Origin of the sequence: Streptomyces sp. NPDC048337 (genome assembly GCF_043201175.1) — a bacterium.
In the GTDB taxonomy this organism is placed as follows: domain Bacteria; phylum Actinomycetota; class Actinomycetes; order Streptomycetales; family Streptomycetaceae; genus Streptomyces.
Genome location: NZ_JBICYR010000040.1, coordinates 1 through 15,118, shown reverse-complemented (window position 1 = coordinate 15,118; position 15,118 = coordinate 1). Strand labels below are relative to the sequence as shown.

The 15,118-nt window shown below is 73.8% G+C and carries 14 protein-coding genes; 10 read left to right on the top strand and 4 right to left on the bottom strand.

The genetic code is table 11. The annotated features are described in order from the left end of the window. Positions 1–140: 140 nt before the first annotated feature. On the bottom strand, positions 141–1,532 hold the full coding sequence (locus ACGFYU_RS36235; protein WP_393831559.1) for a helix-turn-helix domain-containing protein: 1,392 nt from the start codon (positions 1,530–1,532) through the stop codon (positions 141–143). A gap of 119 nt (positions 1,533–1,651) precedes the next feature. Here ACGFYU_RS36235 and ACGFYU_RS36230 point away from each other — a divergent pair, with 119 nt between their 5' ends. Next, positions 1,652–3,208, top strand: a complete 1,557-nt coding sequence (locus ACGFYU_RS36230) for a DUF6350 family protein (protein WP_393831558.1) — start codon at positions 1,652–1,654, stop codon at positions 3,206–3,208. Between the two features lie 141 nt (positions 3,209–3,349). Here the strand turns inward: ACGFYU_RS36230 and ACGFYU_RS36225 are convergent, their stop codons facing one another. Next, a complete protein-coding gene (locus tag ACGFYU_RS36225) occupies positions 3,350–3,952 on the bottom strand; it encodes a hypothetical protein (protein WP_393831557.1) in 603 nt (200 codons plus the stop codon). A 273-nt stretch (positions 3,953–4,225) separates the two neighbouring features. Here ACGFYU_RS36225 and purN point away from each other — a divergent pair, with 273 nt between their 5' ends. Continuing rightward, positions 4,226–4,849 carry a phosphoribosylglycinamide formyltransferase gene (purN, locus tag ACGFYU_RS36220; protein ID WP_393831556.1) on the top strand — a complete coding sequence of 208 codons (624 nt, stop codon included), beginning with the start codon at positions 4,226–4,228 and terminating at the stop codon, positions 4,847–4,849. Continuing rightward, positions 4,846–6,441, top strand: a complete 1,596-nt coding sequence (gene purH / locus ACGFYU_RS36215) for a bifunctional phosphoribosylaminoimidazolecarboxamide formyltransferase/IMP cyclohydrolase (RefSeq protein WP_393831555.1) — start codon at positions 4,846–4,848, stop codon at positions 6,439–6,441. The genes purN and purH overlap by 4 nt, the downstream gene beginning before the upstream one ends. 67 nt (positions 6,442–6,508) lie before the next feature. On the opposite strand, the gene ACGFYU_RS36210 is transcribed toward purH, so the two are convergent. Next, positions 6,509–7,150: a hypothetical protein gene (locus tag ACGFYU_RS36210; RefSeq protein ID WP_393831554.1), complete on the bottom strand. Its 642-nt coding sequence runs from the start codon at positions 7,148–7,150 to the stop codon at positions 6,509–6,511. A gap of 267 nt (positions 7,151–7,417) precedes the next feature. On the opposite strand from ACGFYU_RS36210, the gene ACGFYU_RS36205 reads away from it, so the two are divergent. The 6 genes from ACGFYU_RS36205 (at position 7,418) to ACGFYU_RS36180 (ending at position 13,055) form a co-directional block, all read left to right on the top strand. Further along, positions 7,418–8,278 carry a bifunctional methylenetetrahydrofolate dehydrogenase/methenyltetrahydrofolate cyclohydrolase gene (locus ACGFYU_RS36205; RefSeq protein ID WP_393831553.1) on the top strand — a complete coding sequence of 287 codons (861 nt, stop codon included), beginning with the start codon at positions 7,418–7,420 and terminating at the stop codon, positions 8,276–8,278. Next, positions 8,268–8,717 carry a DUF3017 domain-containing protein gene (locus ACGFYU_RS36200; RefSeq protein ID WP_393831552.1) on the top strand — a complete coding sequence of 150 codons (450 nt, stop codon included), beginning with the start codon at positions 8,268–8,270 and terminating at the stop codon, positions 8,715–8,717. The genes ACGFYU_RS36205 and ACGFYU_RS36200 overlap by 11 nt, the downstream gene beginning before the upstream one ends. Positions 8,718–8,938: 221 nt before the next feature. Continuing rightward, entirely contained in the window at positions 8,939–9,928 is a 990-nt protein-coding gene (locus ACGFYU_RS36195) for a malate dehydrogenase (RefSeq protein WP_393831551.1), read from the top strand. Between the two features lie 111 nt (positions 9,929–10,039). Beyond that, positions 10,040–11,764 (top strand): hypothetical protein, encoded by a 1,725-nt coding sequence (locus tag ACGFYU_RS36190; RefSeq protein WP_393831550.1) that lies wholly within the window; start codon positions 10,040–10,042, stop codon positions 11,762–11,764. Further along, entirely contained in the window at positions 11,754–12,125 is a 372-nt protein-coding gene (locus ACGFYU_RS36185) for a hypothetical protein (RefSeq protein ID WP_393831549.1), read from the top strand. The genes ACGFYU_RS36190 and ACGFYU_RS36185 overlap by 11 nt, the downstream gene beginning before the upstream one ends. Positions 12,126–12,317: 192 nt before the next feature. Next, complete coding sequence (locus tag ACGFYU_RS36180) at positions 12,318–13,055, top strand: hypothetical protein (RefSeq protein WP_393831548.1); 738 nt, start codon at positions 12,318–12,320, stop codon at positions 13,053–13,055. Positions 13,056–13,068: 13 nt separating this feature from the next. On the opposite strand, the gene ACGFYU_RS36175 is transcribed toward ACGFYU_RS36180, so the two are convergent. Beyond that, positions 13,069–13,569 carry a carboxymuconolactone decarboxylase family protein gene (locus ACGFYU_RS36175; RefSeq protein ID WP_393831547.1) on the bottom strand — a complete coding sequence of 167 codons (501 nt, stop codon included), beginning with the start codon at positions 13,567–13,569 and terminating at the stop codon, positions 13,069–13,071. A gap of 46 nt (positions 13,570–13,615) precedes the next feature. Here ACGFYU_RS36175 and ACGFYU_RS36170 point away from each other — a divergent pair, with 46 nt between their 5' ends. After that, the gene (locus tag ACGFYU_RS36170; RefSeq protein WP_393831546.1) at positions 13,616–15,010 is read left to right on the top strand and encodes a PLP-dependent aminotransferase family protein; all 1,395 of its coding nucleotides are present in this window, start codon (positions 13,616–13,618) and stop codon (positions 15,008–15,010) included. Positions 15,011–15,118: the final 108 nt, after the last annotated feature.

Genomic DNA, 15,118 nt, shown 5'->3' with positions numbered 1-15,118 from the left:
CGGGGGGCCGGGGGGCGCGCCCCCCTCCACCCGGCCACGCCCCCCCCCCGCGGCGGGCCGGCCGCGGGGCCCCCCCCCCCGGGGGGCGGCCCCCCCCCCCGGGGGGGCCCCCCCCCCCACGCCCGTTTCCCGTCGGCTCCTCATTCGCTCCGCGGGGCGAGGCGGTTCGGGCCGGCGGCCGGGTCGGCGCGCAGCTTGTCGTGGAGCGCCCTGCTCTCCTGGGTGAGCCGCTGGGGTCCGCTGTGCGGGGGCACGCCGGAGACGCTCTCGCCGGGTGCGTTCGGGGGCTCGTAGTGGGTGGGCGCGGTCACGGCGGTGTAGGCCGTCGCGGCCGCGATCACCGCGGTGAGGCCGACGGCGGCACGGGTCCACCGCCGGGTGCGGCGCTCCCCGGAGGTGCGTACGAGGGCTGCCGGGCGCGGTTCGAGCCGGACGGCCGGCCGCAGCGCGGCGATCCGCTCGCGCAGCAGCGCGGACTGCTTCTCGGGCGGTACGTCGGCCAGTTCCGGGATCCGTACGGCGAGGTCCGCGTGCGCGTGGAGGAGGCGGCTGCCGGCGGTGGGGGTGCTGGCCTCCGTCTCGGCGGCGGTGTCGGGCAGGTCGAGGCCGACGCCGTCGTAGAGGACGACGGTACGGCGGTGGGTGGTGGGCAGCGCGAGCACGGCTTCGAGGAGGATCCGGTCGGCGGGCTCGGCGGGGGACTTGTCGGGGTGCCGGTGGGCGCGGCGGAGCTGGTGCCAGGGGGAGAGGGCGTACTCGTACGCGGCCGCGCGCACCCAGCCCACGGGGTCGGGGTCGGTGGCCACCTCGGGCCAGTGGCTCCAGGCCTGGTGGAAGGCGCGCTCCACGGCCTCCTGGGCGAGGGCCCGTCGGCCCGTGAGCAGGTAGGTCTGGCGGACGAGGGTGGGTGCGGCGTGCCCGTACAGGGCGTCGAAGGCCTCTGCGGACTGGCCGCCCCCGGCCCCGCCCTGCTCTGCGGCCGCCCCGCCCGACGCGGTTTGCGGCGCCGCTGCGGGGGCTCTGCCCCCGGGCCCTCCCCCAGCTACCGCTGGGGGGACCCCCAGCGCCTCAAACGCCGGCGGGGCTGGATTTGCCTCCGGCGGCGCGTCGATCGCCGGCGGGGCTGGATCTGCCTCCAGCGGGGCCGATTGCCCGGCGCCCGCGGGCCGACCCGCGAAGGGGCGTGCGATGCCGAGGGCCGTTCTGGGCGCGGCGGCGTGCGGGGTCTCGGCAACGGGCTCGGGTTCCGGGGTGTCAGGTTCGGCTTCCGCGCTCTGACTTGCCGGTGCCCGCGCGGCGGCGGGCTCGGCCGCCGGCGGGGTTGCCAGGGTGGCCAGGAAGGTCGCGTATGCCTCGCGCTTGCTCCCGCGCGGGTCCGTACGGCCCCACTCCCATGACCGCACGGTGGTCACGGTGACCCCGACCGCCGCCGCGACCTGCTCATACGTCAGATCCGCCGATTCGCGCAGTCTGCGGCGTTCCTTCGGGGAGGGGAGGCTCAGCCCCGAGTTCGTCTCGACGCCTTCTGTCATGCCACACTCCCCGCGACCCGGCAGCCCTGGGCGAAAAAGTACATAAACGTATATTGAGCGACACCACGGGCATTCGCCTGTTACCCGCTCATAGCGCGTGTCGTTGGCACCATGGCGGGGTGACCCAAGTGACCGAACGCGGGACCCCGTTGTCCGCGGCCCCGCGAGCCGCCGGTCGGCGCCGTTCCCCGGCCGCGGCCGCCTGCGTGGTGGGCGGTGCCGTGGCGGCCGGACTCGGGCTCGGCTTCCTCGCCGTGCTCGTCATCGTGCTGTGGATCAGCTCCCCCTACCCCGACCGCGGCCCCGGCGGGGCCCTGCACCTCGCCGCCGGGCTGTGGCTGCTCGCCCACGGGACGGAGCTGCTGAGGTACGAGACCCTGTCGGGCGTGCCCGCGCCCGTCGGCCTGACCCCGCTGCTCCTCGTCGCGCTTCCCGTACTGCTCATGCGGCGTGCGGCCCGGCTCGGGAGCGCCTCCGAGGAGGAGGGGGAGGAGGTGCTGCCCGCCAGCGCCGTCTTCTCGGCCGTGCTGTGCGGGTACCTGGCGGTCGGGGCCCTCGCCACCGTGTACGCGGCGGGCGGCCCCATGCCCGCCGATCCGCTGAGCGCGGCCTGGCACGTTCCGATGGTCGCCGTGCTCGCCGCCGCCGGCGGGGTGTGGGCGGCCCGGGGACGTCCGCTCGGGCCCTTCCCGTCGTGGGTGCCGGCGGGCGTACGGAGGGCGGTCACGCGCCCCCGTTACGCGCTGGCGCTCCGGGCCGGCGCGGGCGGAGCCCTCGTACTCCTGGGCGGTGGTGTCCTCATCGTCGGGGCCTCGCTCGCGTGGCACGGCGCGGAGGTGCAGGGGTCGTTCCTGGCGCTGACCGGGGTGTGGTCGGGCCGGTTCGCGGTCCTGCTGCTCGCGGTCGCGCTGATCCCGAACGCCATGGTCTGGGGGGCGGCCTACGCCCTCGGGCCCGGCTTCGCGCTCGGCGTCGGGGCGACCGCCACCCCGTTCGGCTTCGCGGGCTCGCCGCGGCTGCCGCGGTTCCCGCTGCTGGCGGCGCTGCCGGCGGAGGGGCCGGGGAACCTGCTGACCTGGGCCGTCGCCGGGGTGCCGGTGGCGGCCGGGCTGGCGGTGGGGTGGTTCGCGGTACGGCGGGCGCGGGAGGTTGCGTACGGGGAGACCGCGCTCACGGCGGCGCTCGGCGCGCTGGTGTGCGGGCTGGTCATGGCGGGGCTCGCGGCGGCTTCGTCGGGGCCGCTGGGGTCGCGGGCGCTGGCCGACTTCGGGCCGGTGTGGTGGGCCGTCGGGGCGGCGGCCTTCGCGTGGACGCTGGTGCCGGCCGTGGCGGTGGCGGTGGGGGTGCACGCGTGGCGGATGCGGTTGCCGGCCGTGCCGGGGGGTGCGGACGGGTGGCACGACAGTGGGGTGCGGGAGCTTCGGTGGGAGGCGCTTCGCCTGGCGGCGGCCGAGCCGGTGCTTCCGGCCGAGCCCGATGTGGCCCCGGCCCCGGCTCCGGCCCCGGCCCCGGCTCCGGCCCCGGCCCCGGCTCCGGCCGCGGCCCGGCCGCAGCGGGCGCTGACCATCGTGCGGGGGCTCAGCCTGGAGGTGCCGGTGGCTGCGCCGCCTCCGCCGCCGTTGGCTCCGCCGGTGGGTGGGGTGCGGGTGCTGGCTCGCCGGAAGCCGCCCGCGTAGGTGCGGCGCCGCTGCCGGGGGCTCCGCCCCCGGACCCCCGCGCCTCAAACGCCGGCGGGGCTGGATCTGCCCCCGCGCCTCGAACGCCGGCGGGGCTGGATTGCCCCCGCGGCCGGAATGCCCCGCCGAGGCTGACGGGAGCTACTGGCGGACCTTCAGGATGTCGCCCACCACGTTGTTCGGGAGGAGGGTGTTGCACTCCAGTTCCGCCGACTGGGTCAGGGCGTCGTCACGGCAGACGTAGAAGTCCTTGTACGCGAGCTGCAAGCCGTACGAGGTCATCGCCAGCAGGATCGCCAGTGAGGCCGTGATCAGGCCGCTCACCGCCGCCGTGCGCTGGGGGCGGGCCGCTTCGCCCAGGGCTGCCAGGCCGCCGGGGGGCGGGGTGGTGGCGGGGGCGGTGCCGGGTTCGGCGGGGGTCGGCTTGCCGCGGAGGGAGCTGATGCCCCAGTACAGGGCGAGCGCGCCCAGCAGCAGGCCCACCGAGGGGATGCCGAAGATCCCGAAGAAGAACCCCCACATGCCGGCCAGCAGCGCGTACCGGGCGCGGCGCTGGATCGGGTCCGTCGGGTCCCAGCGCGCCGGGCCGCCCCGGCCCTCGGTGTCCTTCGGGTCGGCCCCGCCGTTCCCGCCGGTGCCGTCGCCACCGCCGCGCGGCTGCCACGGCTGGTCGGGCCGGCCTTCCGGGGGAGCCGCGAAGGGGTTGTCGTCGGTGGAGGAGTCGGGCTGGCGGCGGTCCGGCATCGGGTGCGTTTCTTCCCCTGTGTCATGGACGTCACGGCGACGTCGTGGCGAGCTGAGGCCAGGTGGGGCCTGGTTGCTGCTTGTTGGGCCTTCTTGCGGCTTGTACGCCAGACGCTACCCCTCGGCCGTCCCCCCGTCCCTCGGGGGCCGTCCGGTGTGCCGGTATCGTTGCAGGCGGTCGGTGGCTTCGTATGGTTCCCCGTATATCGGTACCCCGAAGTTTCGTATGACCGCACAAGACGAACACCGTATTTCCCGCGAGAAAGGGCCCCCATGGCCGCCTCCCGCCTGGTCGTGCTGGTCTCCGGTTCCGGCACCAACCTCCAGGCTCTCCTCGACGCCATCGACGCCCACCCCGGCGGAGCCGAGGGCTTCGGCGCCGAAGTCGTCGCCGTGGGGGCCGACCGCGAGAACATCGTCGGCCTGGAGCGGGCCGAGAAGGCGGGAATCCCCACCTTCGTGTGCCCGGTCAAGGCCTACGGCAGCCGTGAGGAGTGGGACACCGCCCTCACCGAGGCGACCGACGCCCACGCGCCGGACCTCGTCGTGTCCGCCGGGTTCATGAAGATCGTGGGCAAGGCGTTCATCGACCGCTTCGGCGGGCGGTTCATCAATACCCACCCCGCCCTCCTCCCCGCCTTCCCCGGTGCGCACGGCGTACGGGACGCGCTCGCCTACGGCGCGAAGGTCACCGGCTGCACCGTCCACTTCGTGGACTCCGGCGTGGACACGGGTCCGATCATCGCCCAGGGTGTGGTCGAGGTCCGGGACGAGGACGACGAAGCCGCTCTCCATGAGCGCATCAAGGAAGTCGAGCGAAAGCTGCTCGTCGACGTCGTGGGGCGCCTGGCCCGGCACGGCTACCGCATTGAGGGACGAAAGGTAACAATCCAGTGACCGCCGCAGACACCGCAGCGAGCAACGACCCGACCACGACCCAGCGGCCGATCCGGCGTGCTCTCATCAGCGTCTACGACAAGACGGGACTGGAAGAGCTGGCCCGCGGCCTGCACGAGGCGGGCGTCGCGCTCGTCTCCACCGGCTCCACCGCCTCGAAGATCGCCGCGGCCGGGGTGCCCGTCACCAAGGTCGAGGAGCTGACCGGCTTCCCCGAGTGCCTGGACGGCCGGGTCAAGACCCTGCACCCGCGCGTGCACGCCGGCATCCTCGCCGACCTGCGCCTGGAGGACCACCGCAACCAGCTCACCGAGCTGGGCGTCGAGCCCTTCGACCTCGTGGTCGTCAACCTCTACCCCTTCCTCGCCACCGTCCAGTCGGGTGCCACTCCCGACGAGTGCGTGGAGCAGATCGACATCGGCGGTCCGTCGATGGTCCGCGCCGCCGCCAAGAACCACCCGTCGGTCGCCGTCGTGACCAGCCCCGAGCGGTACGCCGACGTCCTCGCGGCCGCGCAGGGCGGCGGCTTCGACCTCACCGCCCGCAAGCGGCTCGCGGCCGAGGCCTTCCAGCACACCGCCGCGTACGACGTGGCCGTGGCCTCCTGGTTCACGAACGCGTACGCGCCGGAGGAGGGCGCGGTCCTGCCCGAGTTCCTCGCGGGCGCCTGGGAGCGCAAGTCGACCCTCCGCTACGGCGAGAACCCGCACCAGGCGGCCGCCCTCTACACGGACGGTCTGCCGGGCGGCCTCGCCAACGCCGAGCAGCTGCACGGCAAGGAGATGTCCTTCAACAACTACGTGGACACCGAGGCCGCCCGCCGGGCCGCCTACGACCACGAAGAGCCCTGCGTCGCGATCATCAAGCACGCCAACCCGTGCGGCATCGCCGTGGACGCGACGGACGTCGCCGCGGCCCACCGCAAGGCGCACGCCTGCGACCCGCTGTCGGCCTTCGGCGGCGTCATCGCCGTCAACCGCCCGGTGACCGTCGAGCTCGCCGAGCAGGTCGCGGAGATCTTCACCGAGGTCATCGCCGCCCCCGCCTACGAGGACGGCGCCGTCGAGATCCTGGCCAGGAAGAAGAACATCCGCGTCCTGAAGGTGGACGGCCACCCGCACCAGCCGGGCGACCTGAAGCCGATCTCCGGCGGCGTGCTGCTCCAGCAGTCCGACGTCTTCCAGGCGGACGGCGACGACCCGGCCAACTGGACCCTCGCCACCGGCGACGCCCTGTCCGCCGAGGAGCTCGCCGAGCTCGCCTTCGCGTGGAAGGCCTGCCGGGCCGTCAAGTCCAACGCGATCCTGCTCGCCAAGGACGGCGCCTCGGTCGGCGTCGGCATGGGCCAGGTCAACCGCGTCGACTCGGCGAAGCTTGCCGTCGAGCGGGCGGGCGCCGAGCGCGCGCAGGGCTCGTACGCCGCGTCCGACGCCTTCTTCCCCTTCCCGGACGGGCTGGAGATCCTGACGGCGGCCGGTATCAAGGCCGTGGTCCAGCCGGGTGGTTCCGTACGGGACGAGCTGGTCGTCGAGGCCGCGAAGAAGGCCGGCGTGACCATGTACTTCACCGGGACCCGGCACTTCTTCCACTGAGCCCCGAGAACGGCGAAGGCCGCCATCCGCAGCACCGCGGGTGGCGGCCTTCGCCGTATGCCGTGCTTTAGTACAGCGGGCGGCGGAAGTACGCGCCGGCGGCCGAGTTGGCCAGGCCGATGAGGACCCAGAGCGCCAGGCCGAACTCGATCAGGCTCACGAGCAGCGAGAACACGACGGCGCCCGCCGCCGTGTCGCTGCCGAGCGCGACGAGGTTCACGAGCAGGCCGAGCCCGGAGCCGAGGGTCATCAGCGAGCCGTAGACGATGCCGGAGGCCCGGACGCCGCCGCGGCCCTTGGACAGCTTGGCGGCGGTCAGGATCGGCCACAGCGCAAGCCCGATGCCGATGATGCCGGCGGCGACGATCACACCGCCCGCCAGGGTCCCCGCGTCACTCGCCGAGGAGCTGGAGGAGTCGGCGAACATCGTGGCGAAGAACGCTCCGAAGAGCAGCGCCAGCACGCCGCCCAGGGCCTGCAGACCGCCGACGATGAACAGGATGACGCGGGCGGCCTTCACACCGCCCGGCATCTCGACCGAAGCGCCCGGGTACCCCATGGGAGCGCCCGGGTAGCCCTGCGGGGCCTGCTGCGGGTAGGCGTAGCCGCCCTGCGGCGGGACGCCCTGCGGGGCCTGCTGCGGGTAGCCGTAGCCGGGCTGGCCCTGGGGCTGCTGTCCGTACGGGTTGTTCGGGTCGCCGAAGCTCATCTTGGGGTGTTCCTCCGTGGAAGTGCGGGGACGCACGGCAAACGCACGGAGGAAATCAGCATCTTTGCGGTCCGCCCCCCGGCACTGCCCGCGGCACTCTGTCCTGGCATCGTCCTCGGACACGCAAGTGCTTGTCCAGTTGGTTCCGATGGGGCCCGTCACTTGTTGTGCAAGTGCAATGAACGGCGCGGAACGGCGCGCACCGGCGGGCGCCCCGTCCGCGCCCGCGACTGGAATCGGGGCCGCCCCATCCGGGAGGATGGGCCCATGACCGCCCAGATTCTCGATGGCAAGGCCACCGCGGCCGCGATCAAGTCCGAACTGACCGCCCGCGTGGCGGCCCTGAAGGCCCGGGGCACCACCCCCGGCCTCGGCACCCTGCTGGTCGGTGACGATCCGGGCAGCCGCTGGTACGTCAACGGCAAGCACAAGGACTGCGCCGAGGTCGGCATCGCCTCCATCCAGCGCGAACTGCCCGCGACCGCCTCCCAGGAGGACATCGAGGAGGTCGTACGGGAACTGAACGCCAACCCGGAGTGCACGGGCTACATCGTCCAACTGCCGCTCCCCAAGGGAATCGACACCAACCGGGTCCTGGAGCTGATGGACCCGGAGAAGGACGCCGACGGCCTGCACCCCATGTCGCTCGGCAAGCTGGTGCTGAACGAGCCGGGACCGCTGCCCTGCACCCCGTACGGGATCGTCGAGCTGCTGCGCCACCACGACGTGGAGATCAACGGCGCGCACGTCGTCGTCCTCGGCCGCGGCATCACCGTCGGACGCTCGATCGGCCTGCTGCTGACCCGCAAGTCCGAGAACGCCACCGTCACCCTCTGCCACACAGGTACGCGCGACCTCTCCGGGCTGCTGCGCCAGGCGGACATCGTCGTCGCGGCGGCCGGTGTCCCGCACCTGGTCAAGCCGGAGGACGTGAAGCCGGGCGCGGCCGTCCTCGACGTGGGCGTCAGCCGCGACGAGAACGGGAAGATCGTCGGCGACGTGCACCCCGGGGTCGCCGAGGTGGCCGCCTGGATCTCCCCGAACCCGGGCGGTGTCGGCCCGATGACCCGGGCCCAGCTCCTCGTCAACGTCGTCGAGGCCGCCGAACGGACCACCAGTGCAGGCTGAGCCCGACGCGACCGGCGGGGCGGACGCGACCGCCCCGGCCGGGGCGGGGGCGCCCCGGTCCCGCCGCTTCCCCTCCGTCACCCGAGACACCGCCCGCCCCGAGGGCAGCGGCCGCGCCGTCCCGGGGGCAGTGTCCACGCCCGTCCGCCAGTGGCCGATGCTCGCCGTGCTCACCGCGACCGCGGCCGGGCTGCTGTCCACGGCGTTCGGACACCCGAAGTTCGGCTGCCTGGTGATCGGGCTGGCGCTGATCGCGGCCTCGGTGCTGCGGCGCGTACTGCCCTCGGTGGGCATGCTCGCCGTGCGCTCCCGCTTCACGGACATGGTCACGTACGGGCTGCTGGGCGTGGCGATCACCCTGCTCGCGCTGGTGATGGAGCCCAAGCCGTGGCTGGAGATCCCGTTCCTGGAATCGGCGGTCCGCTTCACCGTCCGCTAGCGGAGGGCGGTCCCGGCGACCGATTCGCCGGGGTCCGCGGCCCCTTCGCCTTCGAACCCCCGGCGGCGTGTGCGACGTGCCACACGGACCCGGGGATTCGGCCCCTCCAGGGTCGGATAGCCTGACCGCGGATGTCTCTTCACATCAAGATTCAAGGGAAGCGGCGTCCGTCCAGCACGGGGCAGGGACGCCCCACCGCCAGCTGTCTAACGGAGAAGGCCATGACCCGCACTCCCGTGAATGTCACCGTCACCGGCGCCGCCGGCCAGATCGGCTACGCGCTGCTCTTCCGCATCGCCTCCGGTCACCTGCTCGGCGCGGACGTGCCGGTCAAGCTCCGGCTCCTGGAGATCCCCCAGGGGATGAAGGCCGCCGAGGGCACCGCCATGGAGCTCGACGACTGCGCCTTCCCGCTGCTCGCCGGCATCGACATCTTCGACGACCCGAACAAGGGCTTCGAGGGTGCGAACGTCGCCCTGCTCGTGGGCGCCCGCCCGCGCACCAAGGGCATGGAGCGCGGCGACCTGCTCTCCGCCAACGGCGGCATCTTCAAGCCGCAGGGCGCCGCGATCAACGCGCACGCCGCGGACGACATCAAGGTCCTGGTCGTGGGCAACCCGGCCAACACCAACGCGCTCATCGCGCAGGCCGCCGCCCCGGACGTACCGGCCGAGCGCTTCACCGCGATGACCCGCCTGGACCACAACCGCGCGATCTCGCAGCTGGCCGCCAAGACCGGCGCCGCCGTCTCCGACATCAAGCGCCTCACCATCTGGGGCAACCACTCGGCGACCCAGTACCCGGACATCTTCCACGCGGAGATCGCCGGCAAGAACGCCGCCGAGGTCGTCAACGACGAGGTGTGGCTCGCCGACACCTTCATCCCGACCGTCGCCAAGCGTGGCGCCGCGATCATCGAGGCCCGTGGCGCGTCCTCGGCGGCCTCCGCCGCGAACGCCGCCATCGACCACGTCCACACGTGGGTCAACGGCACCGCCGCGGGCGACTGGACCTCCATGGGCATCCCGTCGGACGGCTCCTACGGCGTCCCGGAGGGCCTGATCTCCTCCTTCCCCGTCACCTGCAAGGACGGCAAGTACGAGATCGTCCAGGGCCTGGACATCAACGAGTTCTCCCGCACCCGCATCGACGCCTCCGTGCAGGAGCTGTCGGAGGAGCGCGACGCGGTCCGCGAGCTCGGCCTCATCTGATCGGCCTCATCTGATCAGCACGAACATCGAAGCGCCCCGGTCAAACACGACCGGGGCGCTTTGGCGTGAAAGGGCCTGTCGGCGAATGTAAGGCGCAAATAAGGTCGCCCGGTGACCGACATCCCGATTCCCCGCCAGTCCACTGCCGGCGGTGGGGACGAGCCCCGCGACGGCCGGTCCCCGGTACACCCCTCCATCAGCGAGGCAGGCCGCCTCCTGTGCGCGGGCACGTACCTCGACGCCGGATACCGCGACCGGGTGATCGACGAGCTGTACGTGCACGAGGAGCGCATCGTCGCCCCCTCGTACGGCTTCGACGCCTCCCGGGTCCTCGCCCACGCGCTCCGCGCCCGCCGCGCCGAACTCGGCTGGGCGGCCGGCGTCCTCGGGGCCTGGTTCGTGGGGACCCTGCTCACCAGCGGCCTCCTCGCGGGCCTCCTCGTACCCTTCCTCCTCCTCAGCCTCGCCGACTGGCTCCGGGCCCGGGACCTCGGGCTGCTGCGCTTCCTGGGCGTGGTCGTACGGATCTACGCCTGGTGGATGCTCGCCCTGCTGGTCCTCGTGGTGGTCGGCTTCGGGCTGGCCCTCGGGGGTGCCTTCGGCGACCTGCTCGGCTTCGGCGCGGGCCTCGCCCTCGGCTCGCCCTCCAACGGCGCGGCCGAAACGGCGGCCCTGTGGGGCGTACTGGCCGTGTTCGCCGCCCTCGTGACGGTCGTCGGGCTGCAGCGCGGCCACGTCGCGCGCGTCATCGCGAACGAGCTCTCCCCGCAGCGGTACGCCGACCGGGCCGGCGACCCCGCCGAGAGCACCGAGGGGGTGCGGTTCGGGCGGGTCCGCCAGCGCATCCGGGCCGAGCAGCACGCGCCGCTGATCACGTACAACATCAACGACCCGTTCTGCGGTGCGGGGGACCCGTACCGGCCCTGGCACCTCTCGGTCGAGCTCCGGCCGCGCGAGGACCTCGGCCCCGACCGCAAGCCCACGCCCGTCACCAACGCCCACATCGTGGAGCGGATCGTGCCGCTGCTCCAGCGCCTGCGGGTGCCCTCGCCGCACGGTTCGCCGCAGGCCGAGGCCGCCGTACTGGACCGGATGCGCGAGCTGGTCATCGACGAGTGCGTCTTCCTGCCGGCCGGCGGGCTGCCGCACCGGGACACCGCCCAGCTCGTCCAGCAGCAGTTCCCCCAGCAGCGGGCCGAGGCCATCGAGGAGGGCGGCGAACGCCGCCGGCACTTCCTGCGCGTCCGGGTCGGCGGCTGGGACGAGAACCTGGTGGTCACCGTCTTCGTACGGGTCCACACGCAGGGCGGGATGATGATGCTGGAGGTGGCGCCGCACGTGCTGCTGCCCGTCCACACCCTCTTCCACAACGCCGACGCCATGGCCCAGCGCTACCTGAACAACAACCGGTTCGGGAAGGCCGTCTGGGCCCTGCGGCACACGCCGGGATCGTTCGCGACGTCCATCGGCACCCTGGCCCGGGGCCTCGCCAGCTGGTGGCGGATCGCCACCGGCGGCCACGGCGGAGCCCGCCCGGAGGGGCCCGGCCTGTCGGTGCGCGAGCTCGCCGCGCAGGACAACGGCTCGCTCTTCCACCTCATGGACCTCGACCGGTATCTGAAAACCATTCAGGACCGGGTCGTCGGCGGGGTTACGGTCGCCCTGCACGACGCGGGCTGGCACACGGAGGAGTTCGCGCAGCGCGCCGTCACCGTCGCCGAGGGCGGGGTCTTCATCCAGTCGGTCCACGACAGCGCGTTCAGCGTCGGCGGCACCGGTCACCACAACACCGTCAAGGGCGGTACGGCCAACAAGGGGAGCAGCGGTGGGAAGTAACGACGAGGACCCCACGGTACAGCTGGGCGACGTCCACGGCAGCGCCTTCAGCATCGGCGGCAGCAACCACACCAACACCGTCCACCACGGCGGTACGGGGGCGGGCGCACCCGGCGCGGAGGAGCTGCTGGAGGCCGTACGGGAGCTGCGCGCCGCGCTCGTACGGCTGCCCCGCGGCGCCGACCGGTCGGCGCTCGACGCCGAGCTGGACGAGGTCGCGGGCGACCTGGAGGACGCGGACGCGATCCGGCCGGGAATGCTCACCCGGCTGCGGGGCGCGCTGGAGCGGTGGGCTCCGCTGGTCGAGTCGGTGAGCGCGGCGACCGCACTGGGCCAGCTCCTCACCACGCTGGGAGGCTGACCCGTGGCTCCGTCGGGCGCACCCCGCTGGGATCCGCGGTCGCAACGCTGGGAGTGGGACCCACAGGCCCCGGCCCCGGAGCCCGGTCCGGCTCCTGCCCCGGCGCCCGGTCCGGCTCCTGCCCCGGACCCGGCTCTGGGACCGGCTCCCGTGCCCGGTCCGGGTCCGGTGCCGGGTCCGGGTCCTGCGCCCGTGCCGCCGCCGCTGCCGCCCGGGCCGCCGCCGGTGCCGGGTCCGCCCGGCCCGCCACACGACCCCCGTGCGCGTGCACCCTGGCTGACCCCGGCGACGGCCGGGGTGGCGGTCGCGGCCGTCGTCCTGGGCGCGGCGGCCGTGTGGTTCGTCATGCGGGACGACGAGCCGGTCCGCGAGGCGCACGGGACGATGACGCCCAGCGCCACGGCCACCGCCACCGGCCCGACGTCATCGCGTACGCCGACGAAGTCCGCCTCGCCGTCACCGAGCCCGAGTACCAGTACGAGTGCGAGCGCGGCCGCCGGCCACACGACGCTGACCGACCCCAACGGCTTCAGGATCGCCGTCCCCGAGGGCTGGAACCGCGAGGAGAACGGCACCGGCGTGTTCTACCGCTCCCCGGACCGCACGGCCCTGATCCAGGTGTTCAGGGTCGTCGAGCCGGAGCTCAGCCCGCTCGACGCGGTCCAGGGCGCCTCCAAGGACCTGCGGGCGCGCACCCCGAACTACTCCGAGGTCCGCGTCGGCGAGGTCCCGGGAGGCGCCGGGGCGGCCGAGCTCGTCTACGAGTACGACAGCGCGGAGTCGAACGGCCGCCGGCGCGGTGTCGAGCGGGTCCTCTTCGCCGAGGACGGCAACAAGTGGGCCGTCCTGGTGGCGGGCCCGGCCGCCGAATGGCCCAGGACCCAGGAACACCTCGCGGCGGCGCTGGGGGCCTTCCGCCCGGGGGGCTGAGGGCCGCTCAGGACTACTTGTACATGCCCGGGGTGTAGTGGCCCGGCGTGAGGCGGGTCGTGACACCGATCCGGTTCCAGACGTTGATCGTCGCGATGACGGCGATCAGCTGGGCCAGCTCCTTCTCCTCGAAGTGCTTCGCGGCCTTCTCGTACACCGCGTCCGGAACGAAGCCGTCCGTCAGGACGGTGACGGCCTCGGTCAGCTCGATCGCCGCCAGCTCCTTCTCCGTGTAGAAGTGCCGCGACTCCTCCCAGGCGCCGAGCAGCACGATGCGCTCGGTGCTCTCGCCCGCGGCGAGCGCGTCCTTGGTGTGCATGTCCAGGCAGAAGGCGCAGTGGTTGATCTGCGAGGCGCGGATCTTGACGAGTTCGACGAGGACCGGGTCCAGGCCCTTCTTCGCCGCGATCTCCAGGCCGAGCACGGCCTTGTAGACCTCGGGGGCGACCTTGGCCATCTGCATGCGGGGGGCGTGTTCGGTGGCGAGTTCCGTGGTGTGCGTGTGGTTGCTCATGGCTCCACCGTACGAACGGGACGGCCCGCCGATATGGTCCATATCCATGACGGAATCCTGGGCCACTTTCGGCGCCGACCTGCATCTGGACCTGTCCGCCGGCCGCGGTCTGCGGGCCGGGCTCACCGAAGCGCTGCGCGAGGCCGCGCGCAGCGGGCGGCTGGCCGCCGGGACCAGGCTGCCGTCCTCCCGCTCGCTCGCCGCCGACCTGGGGATCGCCCGCAACACGGTCGCGGAGGCCTACACCGAGCTCGTCGCCGAGGGCTGGCTGACGGCCCGCCAGGGCTCCGGTACGCGCGTCGCGGAACGGGCCCGGCCGCGCAAGCCCGCGGCGGCCGCCCGGGTACGGCACCCCACCCGCAGGGGGGCCGCGTACAGCCTGATCCCCGGCTCCCCCGACGTGGGCGGATTCCCGCGCGCGGCCTGGCTGTCGGCGGCCCGGCGGGCGCTGACCGACGCGCCGAACGAGGCCTTCGGGTACTCCGCCGACGGGCGCGGCCGACCGGAGCTGCGGGAGGCGCTGACCGGGTACCTGGCGCGGGCCCGCGGGGTGTACGTGGACCCGGACCGGATCGTGCTGTGCTCGGGCTTCGTCCACGCGCTGGGGCTGCTGGCCCGGCTGCTGCGGGCGCGGCGGGTACGGGAGATGGCGGTGGAGGGGTACAGCCTGGACATCCACCGGGACCTGCTCGCGCGGGCCGGGCTGCGGACGCGGCCGCTGGGGGTGGACGCGGAGGGCGCCCGTACGCAGGAGCTGACCGGGGCGGTGGGCGCGGTGCTCCTGACCCCGGCGCACCAGTTCCCGACCGGGGCCGCGCTGACCCCCGCCCGGCGGGCGGCGGTGGTCGACTGGGCCCGGATCACGGGCGGGCTGGTCCTGGAGGACGACTACGACGGGGAGTTCCGCTACGACCGCCAGCCGGTGGGCGCGCTGCAGGGGCTGGACCCCGACCGGGTGGTCTACCTCGGCACGGCGAGCAAGTCCCTCGCCCCGGGGCTGCGCATGGGCTGGATGGTGGTCCCGCCGGGGCTGCTCGACGAGGTCCTGGCGGTGAAGGGCGCGAGCGACTGGACCTCCAGCGCGCTGGACCAGCTCACGCTCGCGGAGTTCATCACCTCCGGGGCGTACGACCGGCACGTGCGGAGCATGCGGCTGCGGTACCGGCGCCGCCGCGACGAGCTCGTCGCGGCCCTGGCCGGGCGGGTGGCCGTCTCCGGGATCGCGGCGGGCCTGCACGCGGTGCTGGACCTCCCGGCGGGGACGGAGCGCTCGGTGATCCAGTCGGCGGCCTGGCACGACCTGGCCCTGAACGGCCTCTCCGGCTTCCGCCACCCGGACGCGGACCTCCCGCCGCGCGAGGCGCTGGTGGTCGGCTACGGGACCCCGTCGGACAGCGCGTGGGCCCCGACCCTGGCCGCCCTCACGGCCGCACTGCCGTAGCCGGCCACTTGGCCACCGTGAGGTGGGCCGCCGGGCGAGGTGCCAGCCTGTGGGGCTGGTCCTTTTCCCAGCGACCTCCTCCCGAACCCGTCGTGCGACGTTAATCGC

Coding starts and splice junctions, on each gene's coding strand:
- ACGFYU_RS36235 (WP_393831559.1), bottom strand. CDS start 1,532: ATGACAGAAGGCGTCGAGACGAACTCGGGGCTGAGCCTCCCCTCCCCG.
- ACGFYU_RS36225 (WP_393831557.1), bottom strand. CDS start 3,952: ATGCCGGACCGCCGCCAGCCCGACTCCTCCACCGACGACAACCCCTTC.
- purN (WP_393831556.1), top strand. CDS start 4,226: ATGGCCGCCTCCCGCCTGGTCGTGCTGGTCTCCGGTTCCGGCACCAAC.
- ACGFYU_RS36210 (WP_393831554.1), bottom strand. CDS start 7,150: ATGAGCTTCGGCGACCCGAACAACCCGTACGGACAGCAGCCCCAGGGC.
- ACGFYU_RS36205 (WP_393831553.1), top strand. CDS start 7,418: ATGACCGCCCAGATTCTCGATGGCAAGGCCACCGCGGCCGCGATCAAG.
- ACGFYU_RS36195 (WP_393831551.1), top strand. CDS start 8,939: ATGACCCGCACTCCCGTGAATGTCACCGTCACCGGCGCCGCCGGCCAG.
- ACGFYU_RS36175 (WP_393831547.1), bottom strand. CDS start 13,569: ATGAGCAACCACACGCACACCACGGAACTCGCCACCGAACACGCCCCC.
- ACGFYU_RS36170 (WP_393831546.1), top strand. CDS start 13,616: ATGACGGAATCCTGGGCCACTTTCGGCGCCGACCTGCATCTGGACCTG.